Raw genomic sequence first — 26,529 nt, forward strand, 5'->3', positions numbered from 1 at the left:
GTCGTATCCCTGCACTGCCTCGGACCTCACAGTCCATACTCCTTCCACCGGCGGTCGACCTTCGCCGCCGTCTCCGGGTCGGACAGCACCATGTCCGGCCAGCCGCCGTCTCGTGTGTAGCCCTCCTCGGGCCATTTCTTCGTCGCGTCGATGCCCGCCTTGCCACCCCAGAACTGCTGGTACGAGGCGTGGTCGAGGTGGTCGACCGGGCCTTCGACGACGGTGAGGTCTCGGGCGTAGTCGGTGTTGCCGAGCGCGCGCCACGCCACCTCGTGCAGATCGTGGACGTCGCAGTCGGAGTCGACGACCACGATGAGCTTGGTCAGGGACATCATGTGCGCGCCCCAGATCGCGTGCATCACCTTCTGGGCGTGCTTGGGGTACTTCTTGTCGATCGCGACGATCGCGCAGTTGTGGAAGCCGCCCGCCTCCGGCAGGTGGTAGTCCACGATGTCCGGGACGATGATCTTCAGCAGGGGCAGGAAGAACCGCTCCGTGGCGCGGCCCAGCGGGCCGTCCTCCGTGGGCGGCCGGCCGACCACGATGGACTGGAGCAGCGGCCGCTTCCGCATCGTGACGCAGTCGATGGTCAGCGCGGGGAACGGCTCCTGCGGCGTGTAGAAACCGGTGTGGTCGCCGAAGGGCCCCTCGGGGAGCATCTCGCCGGGCTCCAGCCAGCCCTCCAGTACGACCTCGGCCTGCGCCGGGACCTGCAGCGGCACCGTCTTGCAGTCGACCATCTCGATCCGCTTGCCCTGCACGAAACCGGCGAAGAGGTACTCGTCGATGTCGCCCGGCAGCGGCGCCGTGGCGGCGTACGTCACCGAGGGCGGGCAGCCGAAGGCGATGGCGACCGGCAGGCGTTCACCGCGCCGGGCCGCCACCTGGTAGTGGTTGCGGCTGTCCTTGTGGATCTGCCAGTGCATGCCGATGGTGCGCTTGTCGTGGCGCTGCAGGCGGTAGAGCCCGAGGTTCCTGATCCCGGACTCCGGGTCCTTGGTGTGCGTCAGGCCCAGGTTGAAGAACGAGCCGCCGTCCTTGGGCCACGTGAAGAGGGCCGGGAGCTGGTTCAGGTCCACGTCGTCGCCGCGCAGGACGACCTCCTGGACCGGCGCGTTGTCGGACTTCACCTTCTTCGGCGGTACGTGGGTCATGGCGCCGAGCTTCCCGAAGGCCTCACGCACACCCACGAACCCGTGCGGCAGCTCCGGCTTGAGCAGCCCGCCGATCTTCTCGGTGATGTCGCCGTACGACTTCAGGCCGAGGGCCTTCAGCAGCCGGCGGTCCGTACCGAAGACGTTCATCGCGAGCGGCATCGCGGAGCCGCGCACGTTCTCGAAGAGGAGAGCGGGGCCGCCGGACTTCTGGACCCGGTCGACGATCTCCCCGACCTCCAGATACGGATCGACCTCGGCCTTGATGCGCTTGAGGTCGCCTTCGCGCTCCAGCGCCCGGAGCAGGGACCGAAGATCGTCGTAAGCCATGCCGTCCAGTATCGGACACCGGCTACCCTGACCCCGTCACCGGGGCCGTGCTCCCCGCTGCCGCACTCACGTCCGACGTCTGCTGGGGGATCGCACGACCATGCTCAGGTATCTGCCCTTCCTGCTGGTCCTGGCGCTGTGGATCTACGCCTTCATCGACTGCCTGAACACCCCCGAGGAAGAGGTGCGGGGCCTGCCCAAGGTGGTCTGGGTCATCATCATCCTGCTCTTCGGCGAGGTGCTGATCGGACCCGTGGCCTGGCTCGTCGCGGGCAAGGCCCGCAAGGGTTCCGCCGGCGGCTCCACACCGTCCGAGTGGCACCGCAACCACCGGACGCAGTGGGTCGCACCGGACGACAACCCGGAGTTCCTGAAGTCCATCAAGGAAGAGGCTGCGTCTCCTGAAGATGTGAAGGACGAGTCGCTCCTGAAGGACTGGGAGGCCGACCTGCGCCGCCGCGAGGAGGAACTCAAGCGGCGCGAGCAGCAGAACGGGTCCGAGGACGAGTAACGGGTCCGAGGACGAGTAAAGAGGTCCGGAGACGCGTCGTGACATGGAGCTGCGGCGGCTCGTGACCTTCGAGCGGCCGGGCCGAAACGGCCGCCGGCGGCCGTCGCCGAAGTCCGCCGGACGTACGCGTCAGTACAAGGTGTACGCCCGCACGCACCGAGAAGCGGACAGTGCGCCTCTGGGCCGGGGCGCGAACGGCCCCGACACTTCGGTCATGACAACCGCGCCCACCAGTACGCCCGTGGAACTCGGCCCCGAGTACGGCGACAAGGTCATCGCCGTCGAGACGGCCGGTTCCGAGCCGATTCCGCTCGCCGAACGGCACGGCAGCCCGCGGGGGCTGCTGTGGACGTGGGCCTCGCCGAACATCGAGTTCGCGACGGTGTACATCGGCGTCATCTCGGTGCTCTTCTTCGGCCTGAACTTCTGGCAGGCGTCGGCCGCGCTGCTGCTCGGCACGGCGCTCGGTGCCGTCACGCACGGGGTACTGAGCCTGGACGGGCCCCGGTTCGGGGTGCCGCAGATGGCGATCGGCCGGTTCGCCTTCGGCTACAAGGGCAACGCCCTGCCGTCCGGCGTCAACGCCCTTGTCGCAGGCGTCGGCTGGTTCGCGGTCAACAGCGTCAGCGCGGCCTTCGCGCTCAACACCCTGACGGGCCTGCGTCCGCTGCCGTCGCTGCTGCTCGTGGTCGTCGCGGAGATCGTGATCGGCTTCATCGGCCACAACTTCGTGCACGCCTTCGAGCGTTACGCGCTGCCCGTCCTTGCGGTGATCTTCCTGCTGGCGGGTGTCTGGACGTTCCGCGAGGCCGACCTCGGTGCGCCCGGCGCGGGCGGCGGGATGGGCGGGTTCCTGCTCGCGTTCAGCGCGGCGTGGGGGTACGCGGCGGGCTGGAACCCGGGAGCGACCGACTACTCGCGCTATCTGCCGCCGACCGCAACGCGCTGGAAGGTGGCGCTGTACCCGGCGCTCGGCCTGTTCGTGTCGATCTCCGCGGTCTCCCTGATCGGCGCGGCGTCGGCGACGATCGTGGCCCCGCAGAGCGCCACGCCGACGGCCGCCTTCACCGGCCACCTGCCGTCCTGGCTCGGCAACCTGGTACTGCTCGCGATCATCCTGGGCGCGGTCTCCGCGAACGCGCTCAACGTCTACTCCTCCGCCATGTCGATCACCTCGCTGGGCCTGAAGCTGCCGACGTGGCTCGGCCGCAGCGCGATCGTCGTGCTGTGCGGCCTCGCGGGTACGGCGGCGGCGTGGGCGTCGCTGGCGGACGCGGGCCATGCGTACGAGGCGTTCCTACTCGTCATCGCGTACTGGGTGGGGCCCTGGCTGGGCGTCGTACTGGTGGAGCGGTGGCTCCAGGCCCGTACGCCGGACGCGGAGCTGACGCAGCGGCTGGGCGACCGCGCCTTCAGCAACTGGCCCGGCATCGCTTCCCTGTTGCTGGGCGTGGCGGTGTCGGTCCCGCTCTTCTCCAACCAGGAGAAGTACGTCGGCTGGGTGCCGGAGCAGTGGCCGTCCTTCGGTGACATCACCTGCCTCGTCGGCTTCGCGGTGAGCGCGGGGCTGTACGCGGCGCTGCGGCGGGCGCCGCGCTGAGGTCGGCTGGGCAGCCGGTGGGCGCGTCGGCCTGCTCGACGTAGCCGGCGGGTCAACCGGTGAGCCCGTCGGCCTGCTCGACCAAGCCGCCGAAGCCCGTCATTCCTTCGTCCAGCGCTGTCCCGCCTTCCCGGACTCGCAGGTCTGGGTGGTCGGCCAGCCGGAGGCATCGTCGAGGCACCCGCTGTTGTACATGCTCTGCAGGGTGCTGCCGGAGCCGGTGCGCCAGGACTGCTCGGTGGTCGAGCCGCAGGCGGCCATCGTCGTGTAGCCGCCGGTGCTCGCGGTCAGGCACTGGCCGGTGTGCTCGTTGACCAGCTGGAAGGTGCCGTTCGACTTGCTCTTGAAGGCCCAGGAGGTCGAGGGGCTATCCGAACAGCCGGCGAAGACCGCGCCGTAGCCGCCGGCGCCTGCGGCCAGGCACTTGCCGGTGCCGCCGTTCCTGATCTGGTAGAAACCGCCGGAGGCGCTGCTTCCGCCCGAGCTGCTCGATCCACCAGAGCTACTGCTTCCGCCCGAGTCGCCCGAACCGACTGAACTGGTTCCGTCCGAGCCGCCCGAGCCGCCCGAGTCGTCCTGCTTACCCCCGTCTGCCGCTTGGGATCCTCCTGCCCCCTTTCCCTCGTCCGGCGACGAGGACGGGGACTTCCTCGGCTTCGCCGTCTCGGAGGCGCTCGCGCCGGTCGCGGACGGCGTGGGGAGGAGCGACGACGAGACCGAGGGGGACGGTGTTGACCCCGCTTCGGCCCCCGGCGAGGAGGCGTACGGCAGGAGCTGGACGGCGAGGGTCGTGCCGGTCACCACGACGACGGGGACGACGGCGAACAGGATGCGGGTCCGGCGGCGGTCGCGTCGCTCCGGGCGGGACGCGGACTTCCGCTCGCCCTCGGGCTCCGGCTCCGGCCCGGCGGACGGCAGGGTCCGGACAGGCTCGGGCAGCTCGTCGGCCACCGGCACCGTCGCAGCGAAGGCGGCCCGCGCGGAAAGCCGCTCGGTGATGGCCTCCGGCCACAGGGGATCGGCGAACGGCCCTTGTTGTGTGGCGAGTTCGACGAGCTCGGCGGCGGTGGGCCGGCCTTCGGGGTCCTTGTCGAGGCAGGACGCGACGAGCTCGGCGAGTTCCGGATCCAGGTCGCGCAGCGGAGCCAGGTCGGGCTCCTCGTGCACGATGCGGTACAGCACGCCGTGTCCGGACTCGTCGCCGAAGGGCGGTCGACCGCAGGCCGCGTACGCGATCACCGAACCCAGCGCGAACACATCGACAGCCCCGGTCTGCAGGGCCCCCGAGGCCTGTTCGGGTGACATGTAGGCGGGCGTGCCCACCACCATGCCGGTCCGGGTCAGCTGGCTCTGTTCCGCGGCACGGGCGACGCCGAAGTCGATGAGGGTGAGGCCGTCGAGGGTCAACATGACGTTGGACGGCTTGAGGTCCCGGTGCACCATGTCCCGCGCGTGCACCTCGGCCAGTCCCGCGGCCGCCTCCCGCAGCAGCAGCCACAGCGCGTCGGCGGGCAGCGGATACCCGTGCAGCTCGACTGCCTCGCGCAGGGTGAGCCCGGGGACGTACGCGGTGGCGAACCACGGAGGGCGCCCGGTGCGGTCACTGGCGAGCAGCGGCGCGGTGGCCCCCTCGGGCAGCCGGGAGAGGTTGTCCAGCTCGTGCCCGAAGCGTCGCAGGAAGTCCTTGTCCTCGGCGACGACGGAGGGCAGCACCTGCTTGACGGCGGCGTACCGCCCCTCATGTACGCCGAGGTACACCCGCCCCATGCCGCCGGACCCGAGCCGCCCGACCAGCGCGATCGTCCCGATCCGCCGCGGATCCTCCTCCTCCAGCGGCTCGGCCCCGCTGCCGCTCAGCTCTAACACGTCTGCCCCGTTTTCCCGTTCGCGGTCACTGCCAGGCCGGCGGCGGCCCGCCCGATCCCCCCTCAGACGGGCGGACGCGCACGTCCGGCAGCGATCAGTCTGGCCAGAGGGCAGTAGAATTGGAAGTGTTTTCTAGAAACCTGCTCTAGAAAACCACTCCTGGAGACGACAGAACCACTTACGACGACGAGGACGGCCCTCCGATGAGCCCCAAGCAGCATCGCGGCGAGGTGACCTCCGACCTGCTCCTGGATGCCGCGCTGCGCGTATACGGGGAGTCGGGCGAGCAGGGCCTCACCGTCAACGCCGTCACCAAGGCCAGCGGTGTCAGCCTCGGCAGTCTGTACCACCACTTCGGCAGCCTCGACGGTCTGTTCGCCGCGCTCGCGCATCGCTGGCTGGGCCGGCTGCTGGGCGAGCTGGTCACGGCCCTGGAGCATTCCCGCACCGCCCGCACAGGCATCCGCGCCGTCGTACGCACCTATCTCACCTTCGTCCAGGAGCACCGGGACGCCGCCCTGCTCCTGCACTCCCCCATGGCCGACCGTTACGGGATGGCGCAGGGCAAGGAGCTCCGCGACGCCCAGGAGGCCAGGCTGTCACCGCTCGCCGACTGGATGCGCACGCACATCGAGTCCGGCGAGGTCGCCCCACTCCCCCCGGCCCTGATCGAGGCCCTGGTCCTGGGCCCTGTCGTCGGCGTCGCCCGCCGCTGGCTGTCCGGCATGGGCGACGTCGACCTCGACGAGGCCGCGCGGGTCCTTCCGGACAGGATCTGGCGGTCGGTCAGCGCAGAGCCGACGTGAACGCCCTCGTCTCCGACCGCGCCTCAGCCATCGTCGGCGCCGAGCACGTCATCGACGGCGGCACCACGCCCACCGTCTGATCCGCCTGCCCAACCACCTCGAGCGCCTTGACTATCCCAGCGGGTCCGGGCGCAGCACCAGGTCCAGCAGCCCCGGAAAGCGGGCGTCGAACTCCTCGCGGCGCAGGCGGTTGACGCGCTTGGGGCCCTCGTCGCGCTGTTCCACGAGGCCGGCGGCGCGTAGGACGCCGAAGTGGTGGCTGAGGGCCGCCTTGCCGACGGGTACGTCGAAGCTGCCGCAGGCGCGCGTCCATTCCGGGGAGCCCGCCAGCTCGCGTACCAGCTGGATGCGTACGGGATCCGCGAGTGCGGCGAGCGCGGTGAGGACCGGGACCTCGTCGGGGTGGGCGTGGACGGGGGCGGGTCGGTGGCTCGCGCGTTCCGCCATGGCCATGTCTGGTTCCTCTCCCTCTGCCCAGGTCCGCCGCCTCCGCCTGAGCCCTCGGCGTGGTTCGCTTGCGGAGTGTTCGATGAAGACCATACAGTCACCAGTGTTCGCTTTTCATTGAACACTCGTTGAGGGGTGTTGTGCCATGCGCACTGTCCGGATCCAGGAGTACGGCGGTCCCGAGGTTCTGAAGGTGGTGGAGGCGGAGGTGCCCGAGCCGGGTCCCGGGCAGGTGAGCATCGACGTCGCGTACGCCGGTGTGAACTTCGCCGACCTCAAGGCGCGTGCCGAGGGGTACCGGGTGACCTCGCTTCCGTTCGTGCCCGGCCTTGAGGTGTCCGGGCGGATCCGTGCCGTGGGCGCGGACGTCACGGGGTTCGTGGTCGGGCAGGAGGTGGCCGCGCTGACGGACGGCGGCGCCTACGCGGACGTGGCCGTCGCCGACGCCGCCACCGTCTTCACGCTGCCGGACGGCGTGGATCTGCGCACGGGCGCCACCCTCCCCACCGTGCTGCCGACCGCGCACGCCCTGCTCCACGAGGTGGGCCGGCTGCGCGAGGGCGAGACGGTGCTGGTGCAGGGCGCGGCGGGCGGCATCGGCACGGTGGCCGGGCAGTTGGCGAAGGCGGCCGGTGCGGGGGCCGTGTACGGCGTGGTGTCGGGTGCCGCGAAGGCCGAGTACGCGCTCAAGCACGGGTACGACGAGGTGTTCGTCGGATGGGGGTCCCCCCTGCTCGAGCGAAGCCGAGAGCTTGGGGGAGGGTGGCCGGACGGGGTACGGCAGGCGACCGGCGGGCGCGGCGTCGATCTCGCGCTCGACCCCGTCGGCGGCGACACGTTCCGCCGGAGCCTGGAGGCGCTCGCGGTCTTCGGGCGCCTGGTGTCCTTCGGCAACGCGAGCTCGGCGGAACCCTGGCGGGTGGGGCAGCCGGAGCTCTACCCCGGCGGGCGCTCCGTCGCGGGATTCTCGATCCTGCTGCTGGCCCGGACGGCCCCGGCCGTACTGCGGGAGGTGGCGGAACGCGCGTTCGGCACCGTGGTCGACGGGACCGTCACCATCCCCGTGACCGAGGAGTTCCCGCTGTCCGGGGCCGCGGAGGCACACCGCCTGATGGGCTCCCGTACCAGCACGGGGAAGCTTCTGCTCCGGGTGGCGGACCAGGTCCGCTGAGCCGGGGCCCGCGCAGACAGGCCCCGGCCGACGGGGCCTAGGCCCGGACGGCATCCGCCGGACGCTCACCGGCCGGGTCGGGCGTGGGGTGACTGATGCGCAGCTTCGACTGGGGATGCCATGTGCTCTCCCAGTCCTCCATGAAGCGGGCGACGAGCCCGTGCTTCTCGGCCAGCCGGATCAGCGTCTCCGTGCGGTAGTAGAAGTCCTCGCGCAGCACCTGGTGTTCGGCGCCCTCGGTACGGTCGAACGTGAAGTCGAAGAAGCCGTCGGGGGCCAGCACCCGTCCGACGTGCGACAGGCACTCGTCGATGACCTCCAGCGGCGAGTGCGAGAACACGCTGTGCGCGTGCACCACCGCGAAGTACGCGTCGGGGAGGAAGTCCAGCTTCAGGTTGTCGACGGGCGTCAGGTGCGGCACCTTCTCCTGGAGGCCGTAGCGGACCAGCGTCTTCTTGGCCTCGATGAGGATGTCGGGCGAGATGTCGATGCCGTAGTAGTGGCCGGGCTCCAGATACTGGATGAACCGCCATCCGGCGCGCAGATTGCCGCACCCGATCTCCAGCATCCGGTCCTCGGGCTTCAGCCCGTGCCCCACCAGGTAGTCGTGCTGCAGCTGTCCGATGGCGAGCCACCGGTCGTGCGACGGCGCGCCGCCGACCGCCGCCTCCGGGCTCCGCGCGGTGTCCGACGCCATCACGGCCCGGTAGTACGCGACGTGGCTCCCGCGGTGCCGCAGCCGCAGCCAGCCGTCCCGGCCCGCCCGTCGCAGATACGGCAGCACGCGCTCCGGATGCTGCAGCGCGTAACGCGCCTTGTGTCCGAGTCGTGCACGATTCGTCCGCAGGCGCAAAGCGGATGTTTTCTGCATGACGGCCTCCGTGCCATTCGTGGGCTGCCCCTGCGCGGATGCTAGCGACGCACGCCGCGCCCGTCCCATTTCCGCGTCACCCGTTCGGCCGCGGGGCGTCGCACGGCCCGGCTCGGTATCGCCTCGGCACCGCCTCGGCCTGCCGGTACGTGTCGTGGAGGCCCTGCACTCGGACCTGCACTCGGCCGTGCGCTCGGCCGTTCGGGAGAGTCGTTCGGCAGAGTGGCGCGTCGTCGTGGTGGACGGGGGCGACCACGGCAGCGTGGAGGGGTCACGACGGGATCGCCCGGCCGGGACCACCGGCGCGACCGAGACCCTCCGCACCCTGCGAGCGAGGCCAGGCCATGCAGCAATCACGCTTGATCTCCGGCGCGTGGACCCGTATCCCGGGCGAGGTCCAGGAGAGGGCGCGAGGACGTGGGGGGCGCCGATGGATCCCTCGGGCCGCCGCGGGCCCGCTCCCCTGGCTCGCGGCCGTCGCCGCCGCCTTCACGCTCGCCCAGCTCGTCCTGGTGGTCCCCGGTCTCGGCCTCGGCTGGGACGAGACCGTGTACGTCAGCCAGGTAAGCCCCCAGGCCCCGGCGGCGTTCTTCAGCGCGCCCCGCGCCCGGGGCATCACCTTGCTCGTCGCTCCCGTCGCGGCGCTGACCACTTCCACCGGGGCCCTCCGTGTGTACCTGGCCGTGCTGTCCGGCGCCGGGCTGTTCGGGGCACTGTGGGTGTGGCGGCGGCTGCTGCCCGCACCCGTGCTCGCCGTCGCCGGGGCCCTGTTCGCGAGCCTGTGGGTCACGCTGTTCTACGGTCCGTCGGCGATGCCGAACCTCTGGGTCGCGTACGGAGCCCTCGCCGCGACCGGCTGTCTCCTGCGCGCGGCCCGTGACCCCGGCGACCGCCTCGCCCTGGCCGGCCTGGGCGCCGCGGTGGCGCTGGCCGCGCTGATGCGCCCGATCGACGCGGTGTGGCTGGCCCTGCCGCTCGCCGGGGCGGCCCTGCTGGTACGCAGGCACCGCATCCGTCCGCGCCGCCGGCTGCTGCTGCTCGCCGTGCTCGCCGCCGGCCTGGCGGTGGGCAGCGCGGAGTGGGTCGTCGAGGCGTACGTCCGCTACGGCGGGCTGGTCGCGCGGCTGCACCGCGCCAGCGAGATCCAGGGCAGCCTGGGCTGGTACTTCGCCGTCGACGATCACGTACGCGCGCTGAGCGGGCGCACGCTGTGCCGGCCCTGCGACGTGCCGTGGCGGCACCCAGCCAGCGCCCTCTGGTTCTTCGCGCTGCCGGTGCTCGTCGCCGGCGGCGTCTGGGCGGCGGCCCGCACCCGCCACCGCGCCGCCGCCGTCCTGGCGACCGTCGTCGGGTCGGCGCTGGCCGCGCCCTATCTGTTCACCGTCGGCTATGCGGCGCCGCGCTTCCTGCTCCCGGCGTACGCGCTGCTCGCCCTGCCCGTGGCGTACGGCCTGGTCCGCGTCTGCAATGTCCGGCGGTGGTTGCGCCCGGCCGTCCTGGCCCTCTTCGCCGTGGCCGCCGCCGGGCACCTGGCGGTCCAGTACCGCGTGCTCGAGGGGGTTGCCGACCGCGTACGCGCCGACAGCGCCGACTACACGCGTGTCGCGGCCGATCTGCGGGTGCAGGGCGTGCGGCCGCCCTGCACGGTCAGCGGGAAGGAGGCGATCCGGGTCGCCTTCCGTACGGGGTGTGCGTCCCGCCAGGTAGGGGGGCACGACGCGAGCATCACGGCGGCGGGGCTCGCCGCCGTGGGGGTGCGTGAGCCGGTTGCCGTTCTGGTCTCCGGCGACCAGGACGCGCCCTCGTACGCCCGCGGGTGGCGTCGGCACGCCTTGCCGGATCTGGGGCGGGTGACCGATTACCGGGCGTATCTGTCACCGGCCACGACCCGGTGACCGGGAACGTGCTTGATTACGCCACCGTCCGCAGCCGCCCCGCAGCCGCCGCCGGAACCCCCCGCACCACCCGATGCGCGCACGTCGCCGCCAGTAGTTCGCCCAGCAGGTCCGGGTCGTCGACCTCCAGGCCCAGCAGGGACTCGATGCGTTCGAGCCGCTGGTAGAGGGACTGGCGGCCGATGTGCAGGAGGGCGGCCGTGCGGGTCGGGGAGCAGCCGTGGCGGAGGTGGACCTCCAGGGTGCGTACCAGGTCGCTGGGGTGGGCGGCCTCCCATTCGAGGAGCGGGCCGAGGGTGTGCTGGACGAGGCGGGCGAGGCGGTCGCGGTTGGCGTCGACGCCGCCGCGGGTGAGCTCCCGTTCGAGGGCGAGCGCGCGGGACGACGTCACCAAGGGGCCCTGCCCGTCGCCGGGTTCGGCCGCCGGCACGGTGAGGGCCAGCTCCAGCGCCGTACGGGCGGCCCGGAGCGTCTCGCTCCAGCGCAGCCACCCAGCGCCCGCCGCCACGGCGTGCCCGACCGCGACGGTCAGCCCCGGCTCGGCGGGCGCCCGGAACGCGTCCTGCACCGCGCGTACCGGATCCCGCGAGCTCCCGGGCCGCGTCCCCGCGCTCGGCATACCGGCCGCGGCGGGCAGCGCGAGCAGGGCGAGTACGTCGCCGGGGAACGCGGCGCGCAGCGCCCCGGCCCCGCCGAGGACGCGGACCGCGCGGTCGACTGCGGCCAGGCCGACGTGCCCCGGCCCGTGCACGGACACCCCGACGAGCCGGGCGCCGGGCGCGGGATGGAAGTCCGCGAGGGCGGCCCGCGCCTCGACCTCCGGCTGGTTGAGCGCCTGCCCGTCCGCGAGGTCGGCGAGCAGGGCCGCCGTGTGGTCGGCGCCCCAGGGGCGTACGGAACGGCCGGAGAGCCCCCGTGTGACGATCGCGCGGTTCGCGGCCTCCGTGATCCGTACGAAGGGGACGACGCGCCGCAGCGCGAGCAGCGGCAGACCCACCGAGCGGGCCTCGTCGGCGACCTCGTCCGGCATCCGCGGCAGGGACCGGCCGACCTCGATGGCGAGGCCCGCGGCGCCGCGGGCGGCGAGCTCACGGACGTAGCGGCGCCGGGTCGCCTCGTCGGCGTCGGTCAGGCCGAAGCCGTTGGTGAGCAGCAGTTCGCCGCCGTCGAGGAAGTTCGCGCCCTCGTACACCTCGCTGGAGTGGACCCAGCGCACCGGCCGGTCGAGCGCCTCCTCGCCCGCCACCAGCTCGGGTTCGGTGTCGCGGAGGGCGTCGAGGGCGAGGATCTCGCGGAGCGTGAGTGCGGGCACGAGGACCTCCTGGGGCGGGCCGCTGACAGTTCGTCCGGCTGCGGGCTGCCCGGAGAGTACTTTCCGCACGTTGCCCTGGTGTTTCGACCACAGGAGAGTGGAGGGCATGGAGCTACGCAGCAAGCCCACGGACGATCTCGAGCAGGCGCGGCAGTGGCTCGCCACGGCCGTCGCCGAGGCGCGGGCCGGGCTCGCGGAGGGCGGCATCCCCATCGGTGCGGCGCTGTACGGGCCCGACGGGCAGCTGCTCGGCCGCGGCCACAACCGCCGCGTCCAGGACGGCGACCCGTCGATGCACGCGGAGACGGCGGCGTTCCGCAACGCCGGGCGGCAGCGGACCTACCGCGGTACGACGATGGTGACGACCCTGTCCCCCTGCTGGTACTGCAGCGGTCTCGTACGGCAGTTCGGGATCTCGCGGGTCGTCATCGGCGAGTCCGAGACCTTCCAGGGCGGCCACGACTGGCTGGCTCAGCACGGCGTGGAGATCGTGCAGCTCGACGACCCCGAGTGCATCGCCCTGATGCGCGACTTCATCAAGAACAACCCCGCTCTGTGGAACGAGGACATCGGCGATGACTGAGCAGTCGGCTGAACCGCAGCCCCAGCCCCGTATCCCCACCATCGATCTGAGGCCCTGGCTCACCGGCGGCCCCGAGACGCGTGCGGAGATCGCCCGCACCGTCGACGAGGCCCTGCAGACCGCCGGGTTCCTGCTGGTGACCGGGCACGGCGTGGACCCGTCACTGCGGGCGCGGATCCGGGCGGCCGCCCGCGAGTTCTTCACGCTTCAGGCGTCCGTCAAGGAGCCGTACTCGGCGAAGGTCGGCGGCCGCGGCTGGCTCGGCCCCGGCGCGGAGGCCAACGGCTACTCGGAGGGTACGGAGACGCCGCCCGACCTGAAGGAGTCGCTGACCTTCGCGACGCACGAGCCCTTCGAGGATCCCGAGATCAACGCGGAGTGGTACGCGCCCAACGTGTGGCCGGCGGAGGTGCCGGAACTCCAGAAGCTGTGCGAGGAGTACCTGGCGCGGATGGGCGAGCTGGAGAACCAGCTCCTCGCCCTGCTCGGCGAGGCCCTCGGGCTCGAACCGGACTACTTCACTCGGCACATGTCGCACCCGACCTACGGCTTCAACATCAACTGGTATCCGGGCACGGAGGTCGTCGGCGAGCCGGAGCCCGGCCAGTTCCGCATCGGCCCGCACACCGACTTCGGCACCGTCACGATCCTCGACCGGCAGGCCGGCAAGGGCGGACTCCAGGTGTTCACGGACGAGGGCGGCTGGGAGGACGCGCCGTACGACCCGGAGGCCTTCACCATCAACATCGGTGATCTGATGGCGCGTTGGACCGGCGACCGCTGGCGCTCCGGCCGCCACCGTGTCCTGCCGCCGCCCGCGGACGCGCCCGCCGAGGAGCTGATGTCCCTCGTGTACTTCGGCGAGTGCACGCCGGGCACGCTGGTGGAGTCGGTTCCCGCGCCGGTGGGCCGGGTCGCGTACGAGCCCGTGGACTCGCACACGTATCTGCGTGCGCAGCTGGACTCGATCACGGTCGGCTGACCGCCGCCTCGGCGCGGCTACCTCCCGGCGTACGCGGCCCTCAGCTCACGCCACCGGTCCGGCGTCCAGGCCGACCAGTACACGGGCCGGCCGTCGAGAGCGTCGAGCAGGTACTCGAAGTGGTTGTGCCAGGCGGCCAGGCAGTCGAGACGCAGGTCGTCGTCGCCCCGGAACTCGTTGGTGAAGCGGAGTGTGGCGCCGCCGGGGCCGACGGGTTCCAGGTGGAAGCGGATACGGCCGTGGAACGACGCCATCGTGTACTCGGCGACCCGTTCCCCGTCCCAAGCGGTGATGCGGCCCGTGGCGACGGTCGCCTCGCCCTCGCCGGTCGTCAGCCAGTGCAGCGCGATCGCACCGCCGAGCCGGGGTTCGAGCACATCGGCGGCGGCGAGCCAGCCGCGCAGCCCCTCCGGCGTGGCCAGCGCCGGCCAGACCTCCTCCACAGGGTGGGGAAGGTGCAGCAGAAAATGGAGCGTATGGGTGTCCCCCACGGTCCGGCTGGTCCCGTGCTCGATTGACTCGCTCATGGCACCAGCCTGGCCCGCTTCCCGGCTCCACGCACCCCCTAGGGCCGCTGACCTGCTTTGTTTACGACTTCTCGGTCCAGGACGGCGGTAGCGCTGACGACGTCTCCGATGTCCGTGCCGTCGCATTTGTTCTTGGGGGCGGAGTGGTCGATGGTGCTGTCCCCCAAGTAGGCGAGGCTCTGCGCGTCGAAGACCAGGACGGCACGGTTGCCCTGGGTCACCTTCATCATGACGCCGACTCCGGCACGGCCCGCGACGTCCTCGGCTCCCTCGACGACGGTGAGGCCGGGAATGCGGGCGAGCGCCCGGTACAGGGCGGCCTGGGTCCTCGGCGGCAGCAGACTGTCGTCGAGCAGCCGGGCGGCGGTCTGGAACCCCGCCATCTCGTCGCCGGACCTGCCCTGGCGCGCCTGCGTGAGCCAGCGGTACATCGCCTCCGGGTCGGTGGGGAGCTCCTCCGCCTGCCGGTAGTAGTTGGGCATGCGCTTGCCCGGCAGTTGGTGGGCGATCGGCCGCTCCACGGTCCTGCCGTTGTCCCTGTGCTCGCGCGACAGGCCCACATGCCGGCCGTCGACCGATTCCCAGAGCTCCCGTACGCCGTAGTCATAGGCCTCACTGGTCGAGGCGCAGCCCTCCGGCAGTGTCTTGTCGGGGTCCATCTTCCAGTGGTAGCTCTCCCGCTTCGTGTAGACGAACTGGTCGTCCCGGATATCCGGGAGCTGCCGCTTCTCGGCCGCCCGCGCGATCCGCTCCAGCAGCCGGGCGGCGCTCTGTGTACTCGGCGTCTGCGTCATCGCGGTTTCCGGCCGCGGCGGCGCCGCGGAGTCCCGTGTCACCGTGACGCCCACGACGACGGCGACCGACAGGGCCGCGGCCACCGCGGGCGCCACGAAGGCCGGGCGGCGCCACGTTTTCGGCGCACCGGCCGGCTCGGACCTGATCTCACGCATCAGCTGCTCCCTCAGGACGCGGTGACGGCCCGGCGGGAGGTCCCTGTCGCGGGAAGGCGGGATGTCGTTCACTGCTTCCCCTTCCTGGACGTTCACTGGTTTCCCTCCTGGATGGGCCCGGCCACGGATGTGCGGCCGTCTCTCATCTGTCCGCGCCCCGCGGCGAGTTCCGCCGCGAGCTTCCCGCGCGCCCGGGAGAGGCGGGAGCGCACCGTTCCGACGGGGATGCCGAGCACCCTGGCCGCCGTCGCGTAGTCGAGCTCGCCCCAGACGCACAGGGCCAGCACCTCGCGTTCGGGACGGCGCAGCCGGTCGACCGCCGCGCGTACGGCCCGCAGGTACGCGGCGTCGTCGAGCTGCTCGGCGACGTCGTCGGCGATGTCGCGCACGGGATCGGGCCGCGGCAGCCGGGCCACGGCGGCCGCATGGCGCCGGGTGGCCCGGCGCGTGTTGCGGGCCACGTTGGTGGCGATACCGAGCAGCCACGGCCGCAGCGATCCCCCGTCCGCGTCGACCCGGCCGCGCAGCCGCCAGGCCTCCAGGAACGTCAGCGACACGATGTCCTCGGCGGCCGACCAGTCCCCCGTCAGCCGGAAGGCGTGGTTGTAGACGGAGCGCGCGTACGCGTCGAAGAGCTCACCGACCGCGTCCGCGTCGCCGTCCCTGATGCGGGCGCGCAGCTCGCGCCGGTCCCGCGGTTCCCCCTGATTCGTGTCCACGTCCCCCCACCTGTCCGTACGACAAAGGCCGGTTCCCGTGACTCATGTCACATGGAACCGGCCCGGTCGTACGAGGGTGTCAGACGCCCGCGTACGAGTGCTTGCCGGTGACGAAGATGTTCACGCCGTAGTAGTTGAACAGCCAGCAGCCGAAGGCGATCAGCGCCAGGTAGGCGGCCTTGCGGCCCTTCCAGCCGGCGGTGGCGCGGGCGTGCAGGTAGCAGGCGTACGCGACCCAGGTGATGAACGACCAGGTCTCCTTGGGGTCCCAGCCCCAGTAGCGGCCCCAGGCATCGCCGGCCCAGATGGCGCCCGCGATGATCGTGAACGTCCACAGCGGGAAGACGGCGGCGTTGACGCGGTAGGAGAACTTGTCGAGCGTCGCGGCGGCCGGGAGGCGCTCCATGACGGAGGTCGCGAACCGGCCGGGCTGCCCGCCGTTCGCCAGCTTGTTCTCGTACGAGTCGCGGAACAGGTAGAGCAGCGTGCCGACCGCACCCACGTAGAAGACGGCGCCGCAGAAGATGGCGGTGGAGACGTGGATCCACAGCCAGTACGAGTGCAGGGCGGGGACCAGCTGGTCGCTGGCGGTGTAGAGGACCGTGACGGCGAGGCCGAGGTCGAGCAGGACCGTGGTGACCAGCGGCAGGCCCATCCAGCGGACGTTCTTCTTCAGCACGAGCAGCGCGAGGTACACGCCGACGGCGACCGTGGAGAAGGTGATGTTGAACTCGTACATGTTGCCCCACGGCGCACGCTGCACCGACAGGGCGCGGGTGAGCACACCGCCCGCCTCGACGAGGAAGGCGAGCACCGTGAGGGACACGGCGATGCGGCCGTAGAGGTCACCCTGCTCGTCGCCGCCGTGCGCGCCGGGACCGTCCGGCACGTCGCGGGTGCCGGACGCGGAGCGGGTGACGACCTTGGGGCGCTCCAGGACGGCGGTGCCGCCCTTGGACTTGACCGTCACGGCGGGCGCCTCGCGCGTGGCTGCGCCCTTGTCGGTCAGCGCGGCGGCCGTGCGGCTGACCTTGCTGCGGCTGCCGAAGAGCCACTCGGCGATGTGCGCGAAGAACGCCAGGGTGTAGACGGCCATCGCGGAGTAGATCAGCACATTGCTGATCTGCGCGAGATTCTCGTTGGTTGCGGCGGCGAGATTCACTTCTCAGCCCCTTCGGCAGGTACGGCTTGGGGGTCGGGGGTGGGGTCGGGGTCGCTTTCTGCGGGTGGCGGCGACTTGTCGTACAGGACCGCTGCGAGGTCGCCCAGTTCCTCGGGGAGCTTCGCGGACTCGCTGCGGCCGAGGCCCGCCATCTCGACGACGGTGACGCCGTCCTCCCCCGTGGTGGCGCGGACCCACGCCCGGCGGCGCTGGATGAACAGCGAGCCGGCGAGACCCGCGATGGCGGCGATGGCTCCGCCGAGCGCCCAGCCGTCGCCGGGCTGGTGCGAGATCTGGAAGCTGGCCCACTCCTTGACGTCCTTCTCGAAGGTGATCGAGCCGGCGCCGTTCGGCAGCGTCATGGTCTCGCCGGGCAGCAGCCGCTTCTTCAGCAGGTTGCCGTCGGAGTCCTTGAACTCCTTCATCTTGGAGGTGTCCAGCTGGTACACGTTCTGCGGGATGCCCGAGTCGACGCCGAGGCTGCCGTGGTACGCGGACAGCGCGAGCACCGGGAAGTCGAGCCCCGGGAACTGCGAGAACATCTGGCCCTTGCCGGCGCCCGCGAAGGTCGGCACGAAGAAGGCGTTGAAGCCGAGCTGCTCCTTCTTGCCGTTCTTGTCGGCGTAGCCGTCGAGGACCTTGATGGCGCCGGTCGAGGTGATGTTGGAGTCGATCGGCAGGAGCGGCACGGCTTGCTGGAAGACGACCTTGCCGCGGCCGTCGCGGACGGTGACGACGGGCGCGTAGCCGTGGCCGATGAGGTAGACCTTCGAACCATCGATCTCGAGGGGCTTGTTCACCTCGATCGAGGACTTCTTCCCCTTGCCGTCGGCGCCCTCGCTGTAGGTGATGTCCGCGCGGAACGTGCGGGCGGTGCCCTTGTTCGGCCCGGTGCGCTCGTACGTCCCGACGAACTTGTCCAGCTGGAAGCTGAACGGCGCGAGGCCGTCGGTGTCGAAGAGGCTGCCGGACTTGAAGTCGTCGTACTGGGTGAGCGTGTTGGAGAAGCCGTCGCCCTCGAGGATCAGCTTGCCGCCCTCGGACTTGAACAGCTGCCCGGAGGCGAAGGCGATCAGCATCACGATCAGCGCGATGTGGAAGATCAGGTTGCCGGCCTCGCGCAGATAGCCCTTCTCGGCGGCGACCGCGTCGCCCGCGGTGTGGGCGCGGAAGCGGCGCTGCTTGAGCAGGGCGAGCGCGTTCGCACGGACCTGCTCGGGTTCGGCCTGCGTACGCCAGGTCGTGTAGGCGGGCAGCCGGGTCAGGCGCCGGGGCGCGCCCGGCGGGCGGCTGCGCAGCTGGCCGACGAACTGCCAGGTGCGGGGCACGATGCAGCCGATGAGCGAGACGAACAGCAGGATGTAGATCGCGGAGAACCACACCGAGCTGTAGACGTGGAAGAGCCCGAGCTTGTCGTAGATCGGCGCGAGCGTGGTGTGCGCGGTCTTGAAGTCCTGGACCTTGAGCTCGTCGCTGCTGGTCTGCGGGATCAGCGAGCCCGGGATCGCGCCGAGCGACAGCAGGAAGAGCAGGATCAGCGCGACCCGCATGGAGGTCAGCTGCCGCCAGAACCAGCGGGCCCAGCCGACGACCTCGCGGCCGGTCCAGGCGAGCCATCCGGCGGCACCCGGGGCCCGCGCCCCGCCGAACGAGCCGGGCATCGCGGTCTCCACCGGCGCGGTGGACAACTGCGATCCGGCTGCGCCGAGATCGCCGTCGTTCTGCCCCGCGCCTTCTGCGGTGTCCGTTTCCTCGTGGGTCTGCACGTCAGCGCTCAGTGTCTCGCTAGTCTCGCTCATGGACTCAGATCCCCACCGTGAAGCCGTCGGACCAGACCTGCATCTCCTGCACGAGGCTGTCCCACGCACCCGTCAGCAGGAGCAGGCCGGTCGCAATCATCATGCCGCCGCCGATCCGCATCACCCACGCGTAGTGCCGCTTGACCCAGCCGAACGCCCCGAGCGCCTTGCGGAAGGCGACGGCGGCGAGCACGAAGGGCACGCCGAGGCCGAGGCAGTACGCGACCGTCAGGACGGCACCGCGGCCCGCGTTCGCCTGGTCGAGGGCGAGGGCGTTCACCGAAGCGAGGGTCGGGCCGATGCAGGGCGTCCAGCCGATCCCGAAGAGCGCGCCGAGGAACGGCGCGCCGACGAGCCCGGTGCTCGGCCTCGTGTGGAAGCGGAACTCGCGCTGGGTGAGCCAGGGCATCAGCCCCATGAAGAAGATCCCCATGAGGATCATGAGCACACCGAGCACCTTGGACAGGACGTCCTTGTGCTCCTGGAGCGTCGAGCCGAAGAACCCGAAGAGGGCACCGCTGGAGACGAACACCGCGGTGAACCCGAGGACGAAGAGGCTCGCCCCCGCGACCATCCGACCTCGCCGGGCCTCCGCCAGATCCGTACCGCTCACCCCGGTGACGTACGACAGATAGCCGGGCACCAGCGGCAGCACGCACGGGGAGAAGAAGGAGACGAGTCCGCCGAGGACGGCGACCGGCAGGGCCACCAGCAAGGCGCCGTTGAGGACCGTCTGGTTCGGTTCGGTTACCGCCGCGAGAGTCGTGACGCCCATCACTTCTCCGCGATCAGCGGCTTGAGCATCTTGCGGAGTTTCTCCTCGCTGAGCGGCGACAGCGAGCGGGCCGCGATGTTCCCCTCCCGGTCGATGACGACCGTGGAGGGAATGGCCTGCGGGTTGAGCGCGCCCTTCGGGAAGCGCAGCATCAGCTTGCCGGTCGGGTCGTACAGGCTCGGGTACGTGACGCCGTAGCTCTTCTCGAACTCCTTCGCAGGACTCGTGCTGGTGTCACGCGTATTGATGCCGACGAACTGCACGCCCTGCGCCGCGGTGTCCTTGGCGACCTTGACGAAGCCGGGCGCCTCGGCACGGCACGGCGGGCACCAGGAGCCCCAGACGTTGAGGACGACGATCTTGCCCTTGTAGTCGGCGACGTCGAGCTCGGCGCCTTCGAGGGTCTTGCCGTCGAGCTTGGGCGCGGGGGTGCGCTCGCCCTTCTTGACGGTGGCGATGCCGTCCGTGCCGGTGACGAAGTTGGTGTTGCCGGAGCCGCCCTGGGTGCCGCCCGACCCGCCGCACGCAGACAGGGTCAGCGCAGCGACCGCCGCCACGGCGGTCAGCAGGACGGCGCGGCTGCGGCTACGGGTGCGGTTCGAGCGCTGTGGGGCTCGGCTGGCGGCACTCATGTGAAAAGTTTCGCATGCCCGATTCGAGGATCTTCCGCACCCCCCTCGAGGGCGAAGAACCCCATTTCAGGCAGCGCTTCCGGTGCCCCGGCCCAGCTTTTTCCAGCCACCGGCGGGCACTTCCCCCACGTTCAGGCTCTGCAGCTCGGCGAGGATCGCCGGATCCTGGACGTCGAGCCAGTCCACGAACTGCCGGAAAGAGACGCAGCGCACATCCTTCTGCCCCGCGATGTGCTTGAGCGCCTCCTCGACGGCGTCCATGTAGATGCCGCCGTTCCACTCCTCGAAGTGGTTGCCGATGAAGAATGGTGCCCGATTTGTCTCGTATGCCCGCTTGAAGCCCGCGAGATAGGACTCGGTCGCCTGAGTCCGCCAGCCCGGGTAGTTGTAGGCGGGCGCCCTGGTCGAGTTCAGCGACTGGTTGGCGAGCATGTTGTAGTCCATCGACAGCACCTCGAAGGAGTGCCCCGGGAACGGCACGCCCTGCAGGGGCAGATCCCACACCCCCTGCCGCTTGCGCGGCCACTGCTGGAGGCCGCCGGGCGAGGACGCGTCGTAGCGCCAGCCGAGCTCGCGGGCTGCGGGCAGCAGGTTGCCCTGGCCGAGCAGGCAGGGCGTACGGCCGCCGATGAGCTCCTTGTCGTAGTCGAAGGGCAGCGGGGGCAGATCGGCCCAGCCCGTGTTCGTACGCCACTTCTTGACGAAGGACTTGGCCTGGTCGATCTCGCTGCGCCACTGTGCGGGCGTCCAGTTGGCGACGCTGCCCCATCCGTCGCAGAAGTGCCCGTTGAAGTGCGTGCCGATCTCGTGGCCGTCCAGCCAGGCCCGGCGGACGTTCTTCAGCGTCTCCTTGACGTGCTCGTCGGTGAGGTAGCCGATGGCGGAGGCGCCGACCGGGTTGTTCGGTGGGCGGTAGAGGCGCTTCTTGGACTCGGGCAGCAGATACAGCCCGGACAGGAAGAAGGTCATGTGCACGCCGTGGTCCTCGGCGGCCTTCAGGAAGCGCGGGAACAGGCCGTTGCCGACCTCGCCCGCGCCGTCCCAGGAGAAGATCACGAACTGCGGCGGCTTCTGCCCGGGTTCGAGCGGCACCGGCTCGGCGGGCTGGTTCGGCTGCTTTCCGGTGTACGCGGTGGAGCCGTCGCCGATGGGGGGCACCGGGTTCTTCGGGCGCCCCGGCCTGCCGTCACCGCCCCGGCCGCCTGGCGCTCCCGGTGCGCCTGCGCCGTGGTCGCCCCCGGTGCCGTCGTGGGCGCCTTCGGCCCCGCAGGCCGCCAGTCCGAGCGAGGCAGCCGTACCGACTCCCAGTCCGATCAATCCCCTTCGGGTGATATGGCGCATTCCATCCCCGTCCGTCGCACTGGCTGTCCATAAAAGATGGACAGCCCGTTAGAGGTCGCAACGAACACGGTGGTTCCGGTCAATCACCTGCTTTCCGGGGCTTTTTACGGCCGAGTGGCTCAAGACGGCCGTGCGAAGGCGTCGATATGGCCGTACAGCGGCGACTACCCCGCCGCCGTACGGCCATGCCGGACACCCGGTCCGCAGTGCGCTACACCCGAGGGACCGCGCCCCGTAAGGGGCGCGGGGAACTGCGCGACCAGCCCCCACCGGCCCGCGGGTTCATCACCGCGCTACCAGCGGAGCGCTTAGGCCCCGAAGGCCTTGCCCTTGCCCTTCACCGGCTTGGCACCGGCGAGCAGATGGGCCGGCACGAGGTCGCGGGCCGGCTCCGTGTAACCGACGGAAACGATCTTGTCGCCCTTGAACGTGAAGCTCGTCAGCGACGCGAGCGTGCACTGCCGCCTGCGCGGGTCGTGCCACAGCCGACGCCGCTCCACGAAGCTGCGCACGATCCAGATCGGCAACTGGTGGCTGACGCACACCGCTTCATGGCCGCGGGCCGCGTCGCGCGCCGCCTCCAGCGCGCTCATCATCCGCACGACCTGCTCGATGTACGGCTCGCCCCAGGAGGGCTTGAAGGGGTTGACCAGGTGCTTCCAGTTCTCCGGCCGGCGCAGCGCACCGTCGCCGACGCCGAATGCCTTGCCCTGGAAGACGTTGTCCGCCTCGATCAGCCGGCCGTCCGTGGCCAGGTCCAGGCCGTGCGCCTTGGCGATCGGCGTCGCCGTCTCCTGCGCCCGCTCCAGCGGCGAGGAGACGACGTACGTGATGTCGCGCGCCGACAGGTGCTCGGCGACCCGCTCGGCCATCTGCCGCCCCAGTTCGGAGAGGTGGTACCCGGGCAGCCGCCCGTAGAGCAGCCCGTCCGGGTTGTGCACCTCGCCGTGGCGCATCAGGTGGACGACGGTGATGTCGTCGCGCCCCGCGGGAGACTTCGGCGTCTCGGCGGTCCCGGCGGTCTCGGCGGTCTCGCGGTCGTCAGGGAAGGCGCTCATGCGGTGGCCTCCGCGGCGGCACGGGCGGCGGCGGGCAGGGCGGCGGCGATGCGCTCGATCGCCCGCTCGTCGTGGGCGGTCGACACGAACCAGGCCTCGAAGGCCGACGGCGGCAGATAGACGCCCTGCGCCAGCATCGAGTGGAAGAAGGCGTTGAAGCGGAACGCCTCCTGCGCCTTCGCGTCGTCGTAAGTGCGTACGTCTCCATCGGTGAAGAAGACGGAGAACATGCTGGAAGCGTTCTGCACCCGGTGGGAAACGCCTTCCTTGCTGAGCGCGTCGGTCACCAGACCGCGGATCTCGCGCGACACCGCATCGAGCTTCTCGTACGCGGCGTCGTCGAGGAGCCGCAGCTGGGCGAGGCCGGCGGCGGTCGCGATCGGGTTCCCGGAGAGCGTGCCCGCCTGGTAGACCGGGCCGGCCGGGGCGAGATGGGCCATCACGTCCGCGCGGCCGCCGAACGCCGCCGCCGGGAAGCCACCGCCCATGACCTTGCCGAAGGTCATGAGGTCGGGCCGCACGCCGTCGACGCCGTACCAGCCGGCCTTCGACGTACGGAAGCCCGTCATGACTTCGTCGGAGATGTAGAGGGCGCCGTTCGCAGCGCAAGCCTCCTTGAGGCCGGCGTTGAAACCGGGCAGCGGCGGCACGACGCCCATGTTGCCGGGGGACGCCTCGGTGATCACACAGGCGATCTCGCCGGGGTGCGCGGCGAAGGCCGCGTGCACCGCGTCCAGGTCGTTGTACGGCAGGACGATCGTGTCGCCGGCCTGCGCGCCGGTGACGCCCGGGGTATCGGGCAGCGCGAAGGTCGCGACCCCGGAGCCGGCGGCGGCCAGCAGGGCGTCGACGTGACCGTGGTAACACCCGGCGAACTTGATCACCTTGGCGCGCCCGGTGAATCCGCGCGCGAGACGGATCGCGGACATCGTGGCCTCGGTGCCGGAGGAGACGAGCCGCACCTGCTCGACGGGCTCGATCCGCGCGACGATCTCCTCGGCCAGCGCGACCTCGCCCTCACCCGGCGTACCGAAGGACGTGCCGCGGGCGACGGCCTCCTGCACCGCGGCGATGACCTCGGGGTGCGAGTGGCCCAGGATCATCGGCCCCCACGAGCACACGAGATCGACGTATTCGCGGCCGTCGGCATCCGTCAGATACGGGCCCGTGCCGGACACCATGAACCGGGGCGTACCGCCCACGGCGCGGAACGCGCGCACGGGAGAGTTCACGCCGCCGGGCGTCACACGGCCCGCACGGTCGAAGAGCCCCTGCGAGACAGGCGCCTCGTAGGGGTACGGCGTGGTCGCCGCCGGGGACGACGCGCTGCCGGGGATGTTGTTCGCCTCTGCCATACCCCTCAGCGTACGGCCCGGTTCCAGGCGGGTACGGCCCGGTTCCAGGCGGACCGTGCCCCTCTCCCGCCTCCCTACCGCGCCCGTCCCCCTCTCTCCGCACCGTGCCGCAAGGGGCGCGCGACCAGCCTGCGCATCGCCCCGCAGGTGGCGCGCGACCAGCCTCCGCACCGCTCATCACGGCGCTGGATGCTGCCGGTCACGACTGATCCCCTACTGATCCCTTACTGATCCCCTTTTGCAGTGGTCATGGCGGGAAGGCGCTGCCTAGACTCCCGGCAGGATCCGCACTCAGGGAGAGTCACCGCCCTAGCGGCCGGCCGTCGGCATCTCCCGGGTGCCCGAAGCCGGCCCGCGGCACAGGACAGGTGTTTCACCGCACGTTTCGGCGAGCGGCCGTGGGGGAGGTCACTGTCACGATGATCGGGTTGCGCCGCGGGGGATGTGCGGCCTAGAAAAGCAGTCGGGTGGAGATATGCATCGCGGTGGCGGTCTGGGCGAGGGCACCGGTGACCTCGGTCCTCGGCGTGCTGAGATCCCCCCTGCCGCAGGTCAGGGGAGGGGACGACACCGCCGGGACGCACAGCGCCGCCCGGAGGCCGGGCCGACGGAGACGGCCGGGGCTGCCGGGACACCCGGAACACAGGCATCCCGGGCAGGGGCCCGGGGCAAGACGGAGCGAGCGCTGGGGGGAAGCAGGAGTGGCCGGGTGGGGGTGACCTACAAGTACTTCGGCGCGCCGGACGGCGCGACGGCCGCCCGCGTGCCGATCTCGATGCGCCCCGAGGAACTCGGCGGCGACGAGCTCGGCATGGGCGGCATGTTCACCAAGATCAAGCCGGAGACGATGGCCGCGATGGTCCTCACCGGCATCGAGGGCATACCCCTGCACAAGGTCCCCCCGCTCGAACTGGTCGTCCTCCACCCCGACTACGCGGTCGTGAAACTCCCCATGACGGTCGTCGACCCGATCCGCGGCATCGGCGAGGAAGCGGTCGGCGCGGCCGCGTTCATCTGGTCGACGGTCCCGGACCGCGGCGGCCCGCGCGACGCGTTCAACGTGTACCAACTGCTGCACGAGTGGCAGGACTTCAGCCATCGGTTGCATGAGGCGGGGCATCAGCCGTACTGCCTTGTGTGGCCCTGAGCTGGGGTTTCTTGGGGATCGGGCGGGGCCTTCGGTAGTCGGCCCCGCAACTGGCCATGATATGTGGGGTTCGTCCGATCCAGTCAGGGCGCGGTGGCTCAGGCCCTCTACGGCTATTCGGGGGCGAAGAGGTCTGACGCTTCGTTGGCATGCACTGCCCGCTCCGACCAGACCTTGAGCTGCTCCCAGTCGGAGCAGGAGCTCACCCGCTTGCGGACAGAATCCGGCACGGGGATGCCGCGCCACTCGAGGATTTGCAGGACCACCTCCGCGCGGTCCTGGACCCGTCCTTCATCCCGCACCCTCTCGGCAACGGGGTGCCGGAAGAAGTAGTTCACTGGCGCCATCAGGTCCCTCCAGATCTTCCTGGCCTGGGGATCCACCAGGCCTGACAGGGTGAGCTGTGCGAACACCGCCGCGCTCTCGGAGTCGATGGTGTCCAAGGCGGCCGCCAACGACTTCAGTATGCCGGTGACACCCGGCCCCCTACCATGCGTAATCGCTGAAAACAGCGCGAGGGAGACATCCCGCACGGCCTCCTTTTCGTCGGCGATCACCGGCACGTTGTCCGGGCCCAGGACGATCGGCCGCACCGTGAGCGAGGGCCAGCCCGGCAGGCCGAACCGGATGGGTTGTGCTGCCCAGCGGGCGGTGGCACTGCTCTGGGAGAGGACGATCAGGATCGGCTCGCAGCGGTACTTCTCGTACAGATACGAGAGGTAGTAGGCCCAACTTCCGCGTTTCGTCTCGGCCTTCTTGCCCTGCGACTCGATCACAAGCAGATAGTTGCCGTCGTCGGTGTCCACTCGCAGCAGAGTGTCCACGCGGCGCTCGACCGGCTCGATCTCGGTGAGGTCCGCGTTGAGGATCGCGATCTCGCGCGGCTTAGGGAACGGGATGTGCAGCAGGCGCTGTAAAGCGCGGATCAGTAGCGTCGTGTCCTTCTGGAAGATCCGGTGCAGGGCCTCGTGTGACGAGCTGACCATCGACTCTCCTTACTGTCCGACGCGATCAACGGGCCGCGCCACACTGAGGTCACACCACACGTACTTGCCGCAGTCGCCTCCCTGAGCCAGCGGATGCCAACCCCAGTCGTCGGCGCAGGCCCGGACGAGGTCAAGGCCACGGCCCGCCTCGGCGTCAGCGCCGGGCGCCGACTCCGGTGCGGGCGGTGGGGGTTTGGGGTCGGCATCCCAGGCACCGACGCGCAGGACTCCGCCCTGCCAGCACAGGCGCAGAGCCGCGGGGCCCTTCGTATGCCGTACGGCGTTGGAGACCAGCTCCGTCGCGAGCAGCTCCGCGACGTCGCCGAGGCAGATCAGCCCGTGGGCGGTGAGGATCAGCCGCAGGGTGCGCCGGCAGACGGGGACGGCTCGAAGGTCGTGGGGAATGTGGAGCGTGCACTCCCAGGGTTCGTCTTTGGGCATGCGTGCCCTCCAGGTGGTGTCGGGAAGTTGGAGAAGCGCGGCGGGTGGCGGGCGGTGGCAATGCCGCAGCCGTCATGGCATGACGGTGTGGTGCGCTTCCGGGGTCCCG

At 70.9% G+C, this 26,529-nt stretch carries 25 protein-coding genes and 1 pseudogene; 9 read left to right on the forward strand and 17 right to left on the reverse strand.

Features of this window, described 5'->3' with window-relative positions; all coding sequences use genetic code 11:
- Positions 1 to 26: 26 nt before the first annotated feature.
- The gene (locus ABT009_RS15575) at positions 27 to 1,484 is read right to left on the reverse strand and encodes a menaquinone biosynthesis decarboxylase (protein WP_351293777.1); all 1,458 of its coding nucleotides are present in this window, start codon (positions 1,482 to 1,484) and stop codon (positions 27 to 29) included.
- Positions 1,485 to 1,584: 100 nt separating this feature from the next.
- On the opposite strand from ABT009_RS15575, the gene ABT009_RS15580 reads away from it, so the two are divergent.
- The gene (locus ABT009_RS15580) at positions 1,585 to 1,995 is read left to right on the forward strand and encodes a PLD nuclease N-terminal domain-containing protein (RefSeq protein WP_351293780.1); all 411 of its coding nucleotides are present in this window, start codon (positions 1,585 to 1,587) and stop codon (positions 1,993 to 1,995) included.
- A gap of 214 nt (positions 1,996 to 2,209) precedes the next feature.
- On the forward strand, positions 2,210 to 3,595 hold the full coding sequence (locus ABT009_RS15585; protein ID WP_351293783.1) for a purine-cytosine permease family protein: 1,386 nt from the start codon (positions 2,210 to 2,212) through the stop codon (positions 3,593 to 3,595).
- A 99-nt stretch (positions 3,596 to 3,694) separates the two neighbouring features.
- On the opposite strand, the gene ABT009_RS15590 is transcribed toward ABT009_RS15585, so the two are convergent.
- A complete protein-coding gene (locus ABT009_RS15590; RefSeq protein ID WP_351293786.1) occupies positions 3,695 to 5,461 on the reverse strand; it encodes a serine/threonine-protein kinase in 1,767 nt (588 codons plus the stop codon).
- 203 nt (positions 5,462 to 5,664) lie between these two features.
- Here ABT009_RS15590 and ABT009_RS15595 point away from each other — a divergent pair, with 203 nt between their 5' ends.
- The gene (locus ABT009_RS15595; protein ID WP_351293789.1) at positions 5,665 to 6,267 is read left to right on the forward strand and encodes a TetR/AcrR family transcriptional regulator; all 603 of its coding nucleotides are present in this window, start codon (positions 5,665 to 5,667) and stop codon (positions 6,265 to 6,267) included.
- Positions 6,268 to 6,272: 5 nt separating this feature from the next.
- Positions 6,273 to 6,347: pseudogene (locus tag ABT009_RS15600) on the forward strand (short-chain dehydrogenase); the annotation flags it as partial.
- A gap of 31 nt (positions 6,348 to 6,378) precedes the next feature.
- On the opposite strand, the gene ABT009_RS15605 reads toward ABT009_RS15600, so the two are convergent.
- Positions 6,379 to 6,714, reverse strand: a complete 336-nt coding sequence (locus ABT009_RS15605; protein WP_351294004.1) for an ArsR/SmtB family transcription factor — start codon at positions 6,712 to 6,714, stop codon at positions 6,379 to 6,381.
- A gap of 145 nt (positions 6,715 to 6,859) precedes the next feature.
- On the opposite strand from ABT009_RS15605, the gene ABT009_RS15610 reads away from it, so the two are divergent.
- Positions 6,860 to 7,885, forward strand: coding sequence for a quinone oxidoreductase family protein (locus ABT009_RS15610; RefSeq protein ID WP_351293792.1), 1,026 nt, complete (start codon positions 6,860 to 6,862; stop codon positions 7,883 to 7,885).
- 37 nt (positions 7,886 to 7,922) lie between these two features.
- Here ABT009_RS15610 and ABT009_RS15615 read toward each other — a convergent pair whose 3' ends face one another.
- Positions 7,923 to 8,756, reverse strand: a complete 834-nt coding sequence (locus ABT009_RS15615) for a class I SAM-dependent methyltransferase (RefSeq protein WP_351293795.1) — start codon at positions 8,754 to 8,756, stop codon at positions 7,923 to 7,925.
- Positions 8,757 to 9,100: 344 nt separating this feature from the next.
- On the opposite strand from ABT009_RS15615, the gene ABT009_RS15620 reads away from it, so the two are divergent.
- Positions 9,101 to 10,651 carry a hypothetical protein gene (locus tag ABT009_RS15620; RefSeq protein ID WP_351293798.1) on the forward strand — a complete coding sequence of 517 codons (1,551 nt, stop codon included), beginning with the start codon at positions 9,101 to 9,103 and terminating at the stop codon, positions 10,649 to 10,651.
- Positions 10,652 to 10,667: 16 nt separating this feature from the next.
- On the opposite strand, the gene ABT009_RS15625 is transcribed toward ABT009_RS15620, so the two are convergent.
- Positions 10,668 to 11,963 carry a PucR family transcriptional regulator gene (locus ABT009_RS15625; protein WP_351293801.1) on the reverse strand — a complete coding sequence of 432 codons (1,296 nt, stop codon included), beginning with the start codon at positions 11,961 to 11,963 and terminating at the stop codon, positions 10,668 to 10,670.
- Between the two features lie 106 nt (positions 11,964 to 12,069).
- Between ABT009_RS15625 and ABT009_RS15630 the strand changes: the two genes are divergently transcribed.
- Both ABT009_RS15630 and ABT009_RS15635 read left to right on the forward strand, forming a co-directional pair.
- A complete protein-coding gene (locus ABT009_RS15630; protein WP_351293804.1) occupies positions 12,070 to 12,546 on the forward strand; it encodes a nucleoside deaminase in 477 nt (158 codons plus the stop codon).
- Positions 12,539 to 13,528 carry an isopenicillin N synthase family dioxygenase gene (locus tag ABT009_RS15635; RefSeq protein WP_351293807.1) on the forward strand — a complete coding sequence of 330 codons (990 nt, stop codon included), beginning with the start codon at positions 12,539 to 12,541 and terminating at the stop codon, positions 13,526 to 13,528. Before ABT009_RS15630 ends, ABT009_RS15635 begins: the two co-directional genes overlap by 8 nt.
- Before the next feature lie 17 nt (positions 13,529 to 13,545).
- On the opposite strand, the gene ABT009_RS15640 is transcribed toward ABT009_RS15635, so the two are convergent.
- From ABT009_RS15640 to hemL, 10 genes are all read right to left on the reverse strand, one after another.
- Positions 13,546 to 14,055: an SRPBCC domain-containing protein gene (locus ABT009_RS15640; RefSeq protein ID WP_351293810.1), complete on the reverse strand. Its 510-nt coding sequence runs from the start codon at positions 14,053 to 14,055 to the stop codon at positions 13,546 to 13,548.
- A 38-nt stretch (positions 14,056 to 14,093) separates the two neighbouring features.
- Complete coding sequence (locus ABT009_RS15645; protein ID WP_502989878.1) at positions 14,094 to 15,005, reverse strand: CU044_5270 family protein; 912 nt, start codon at positions 15,003 to 15,005, stop codon at positions 14,094 to 14,096.
- A gap of 92 nt (positions 15,006 to 15,097) precedes the next feature.
- Complete coding sequence (locus tag ABT009_RS15650) at positions 15,098 to 15,724, reverse strand: RNA polymerase sigma factor (RefSeq protein ID WP_502989879.1); 627 nt, start codon at positions 15,722 to 15,724, stop codon at positions 15,098 to 15,100.
- A gap of 79 nt (positions 15,725 to 15,803) precedes the next feature.
- Positions 15,804 to 16,886 (reverse strand): c-type cytochrome biogenesis protein CcsB, encoded by a 1,083-nt coding sequence (ccsB, locus tag ABT009_RS15655; RefSeq protein WP_351293816.1) that lies wholly within the window; start codon positions 16,884 to 16,886, stop codon positions 15,804 to 15,806.
- A complete protein-coding gene (gene resB, locus ABT009_RS15660) occupies positions 16,883 to 18,547 on the reverse strand; it encodes a cytochrome c biogenesis protein ResB (RefSeq protein ID WP_351294010.1) in 1,665 nt (554 codons plus the stop codon). Before resB ends, ccsB begins: the two co-directional genes overlap by 4 nt.
- 142 nt (positions 18,548 to 18,689) lie before the next feature.
- A complete protein-coding gene (locus ABT009_RS15665; protein WP_351293819.1) occupies positions 18,690 to 19,460 on the reverse strand; it encodes a cytochrome c biogenesis CcdA family protein in 771 nt (256 codons plus the stop codon).
- Positions 19,460 to 20,092 carry a TlpA family protein disulfide reductase gene (locus tag ABT009_RS15670; protein WP_351293822.1) on the reverse strand — a complete coding sequence of 211 codons (633 nt, stop codon included), beginning with the start codon at positions 20,090 to 20,092 and terminating at the stop codon, positions 19,460 to 19,462. The genes ABT009_RS15665 and ABT009_RS15670 overlap by 1 nt, the downstream gene beginning before the upstream one ends.
- Before the next feature lie 66 nt (positions 20,093 to 20,158).
- Positions 20,159 to 21,433, reverse strand: coding sequence for a polysaccharide deacetylase family protein (locus ABT009_RS15675; RefSeq protein WP_351293825.1), 1,275 nt, complete (start codon positions 21,431 to 21,433; stop codon positions 20,159 to 20,161).
- Positions 21,434 to 21,741: 308 nt separating this feature from the next.
- Complete coding sequence (locus ABT009_RS15680) at positions 21,742 to 22,389, reverse strand: histidine phosphatase family protein (RefSeq protein ID WP_351294013.1); 648 nt, start codon at positions 22,387 to 22,389, stop codon at positions 21,742 to 21,744.
- A gap of 98 nt (positions 22,390 to 22,487) precedes the next feature.
- Positions 22,488 to 23,846 (reverse strand): glutamate-1-semialdehyde 2,1-aminomutase, encoded by a 1,359-nt coding sequence (hemL, locus tag ABT009_RS15685; RefSeq protein WP_351293828.1) that lies wholly within the window; start codon positions 23,844 to 23,846, stop codon positions 22,488 to 22,490.
- 475 nt (positions 23,847 to 24,321) lie between these two features.
- Between hemL and ABT009_RS15690 the strand changes: the two genes are divergently transcribed.
- Positions 24,322 to 24,993, forward strand: coding sequence for a hypothetical protein (locus tag ABT009_RS15690; protein WP_351293831.1), 672 nt, complete (start codon positions 24,322 to 24,324; stop codon positions 24,991 to 24,993).
- A 113-nt stretch (positions 24,994 to 25,106) separates the two neighbouring features.
- Here ABT009_RS15690 and ABT009_RS15695 read toward each other — a convergent pair whose 3' ends face one another.
- Together ABT009_RS15695 and ABT009_RS15700 are read right to left on the reverse strand one after the other, a co-directional pair.
- Complete coding sequence (locus tag ABT009_RS15695; RefSeq protein WP_351293834.1) at positions 25,107 to 25,979, reverse strand: hypothetical protein; 873 nt, start codon at positions 25,977 to 25,979, stop codon at positions 25,107 to 25,109.
- A gap of 9 nt (positions 25,980 to 25,988) precedes the next feature.
- Positions 25,989 to 26,420, reverse strand: coding sequence for an ATP-binding protein (locus tag ABT009_RS15700; RefSeq protein ID WP_351293837.1), 432 nt, complete (start codon positions 26,418 to 26,420; stop codon positions 25,989 to 25,991).
- Positions 26,421 to 26,529 lie beyond the last annotated feature (109 nt).

Origin of the sequence: Streptomyces sp. NPDC002896 (assembly GCF_040295225.1) — a bacterium.
Classification (GTDB): Bacteria; Actinomycetota; Actinomycetes; order Streptomycetales; family Streptomycetaceae; genus Streptomyces.

Bases quoted from the DNA above. Each gene is read 5' to 3' on its own strand.
- ABT009_RS15575 (WP_351293777.1), bottom strand. From the start codon at position 1,484: ATGGCTTACGACGATCTTCGGTCCCTGCTCCGGGCGCTGGAGCGCGAA.
- ABT009_RS15580 (WP_351293780.1), top strand. From the start codon at position 1,585: ATGCTCAGGTATCTGCCCTTCCTGCTGGTCCTGGCGCTGTGGATCTAC.
- ABT009_RS15585 (WP_351293783.1), top strand. From the start codon at position 2,210: ATGACAACCGCGCCCACCAGTACGCCCGTGGAACTCGGCCCCGAGTAC.
- ABT009_RS15595 (WP_351293789.1), top strand. From the start codon at position 5,665: ATGAGCCCCAAGCAGCATCGCGGCGAGGTGACCTCCGACCTGCTCCTG.
- ABT009_RS15605 (WP_351294004.1), bottom strand. From the start codon at position 6,714: ATGGCGGAACGCGCGAGCCACCGACCCGCCCCCGTCCACGCCCACCCC.
- ABT009_RS15610 (WP_351293792.1), top strand. From the start codon at position 6,860: ATGCGCACTGTCCGGATCCAGGAGTACGGCGGTCCCGAGGTTCTGAAG.
- ABT009_RS15615 (WP_351293795.1), bottom strand. From the start codon at position 8,756: ATGCAGAAAACATCCGCTTTGCGCCTGCGGACGAATCGTGCACGACTC.
- ABT009_RS15620 (WP_351293798.1), top strand. From the start codon at position 9,101: ATGCAGCAATCACGCTTGATCTCCGGCGCGTGGACCCGTATCCCGGGC.
- ABT009_RS15630 (WP_351293804.1), top strand. From the start codon at position 12,070: ATGGAGCTACGCAGCAAGCCCACGGACGATCTCGAGCAGGCGCGGCAG.
- ABT009_RS15635 (WP_351293807.1), top strand. From the start codon at position 12,539: ATGACTGAGCAGTCGGCTGAACCGCAGCCCCAGCCCCGTATCCCCACC.
- ABT009_RS15640 (WP_351293810.1), bottom strand. From the start codon at position 14,055: ATGAGCGAGTCAATCGAGCACGGGACCAGCCGGACCGTGGGGGACACC.
- ABT009_RS15645 (WP_502989878.1), bottom strand. From the start codon at position 15,005: ATGCGTGAGATCAGGTCCGAGCCGGCCGGTGCGCCGAAAACGTGGCGC.
- resB (WP_351294010.1), bottom strand. From the start codon at position 18,547: ATGCCCGGCTCGTTCGGCGGGGCGCGGGCCCCGGGTGCCGCCGGATGG.
- ABT009_RS15665 (WP_351293819.1), bottom strand. From the start codon at position 19,460: ATGGGCGTCACGACTCTCGCGGCGGTAACCGAACCGAACCAGACGGTC.
- ABT009_RS15670 (WP_351293822.1), bottom strand. From the start codon at position 20,092: ATGAGTGCCGCCAGCCGAGCCCCACAGCGCTCGAACCGCACCCGTAGC.
- ABT009_RS15675 (WP_351293825.1), bottom strand. From the start codon at position 21,433: ATGCGCCATATCACCCGAAGGGGATTGATCGGACTGGGAGTCGGTACG.
- ABT009_RS15680 (WP_351294013.1), bottom strand. From the start codon at position 22,389: ATGCGCCACGGCGAGGTGCACAACCCGGACGGGCTGCTCTACGGGCGG.
- hemL (WP_351293828.1), bottom strand. From the start codon at position 23,846: ATGGCAGAGGCGAACAACATCCCCGGCAGCGCGTCGTCCCCGGCGGCG.
- ABT009_RS15690 (WP_351293831.1), top strand. From the start codon at position 24,322: ATGCATCGCGGTGGCGGTCTGGGCGAGGGCACCGGTGACCTCGGTCCT.
- ABT009_RS15695 (WP_351293834.1), bottom strand. From the start codon at position 25,979: ATGGTCAGCTCGTCACACGAGGCCCTGCACCGGATCTTCCAGAAGGAC.
- ABT009_RS15700 (WP_351293837.1), bottom strand. From the start codon at position 26,420: ATGCCCAAAGACGAACCCTGGGAGTGCACGCTCCACATTCCCCACGAC.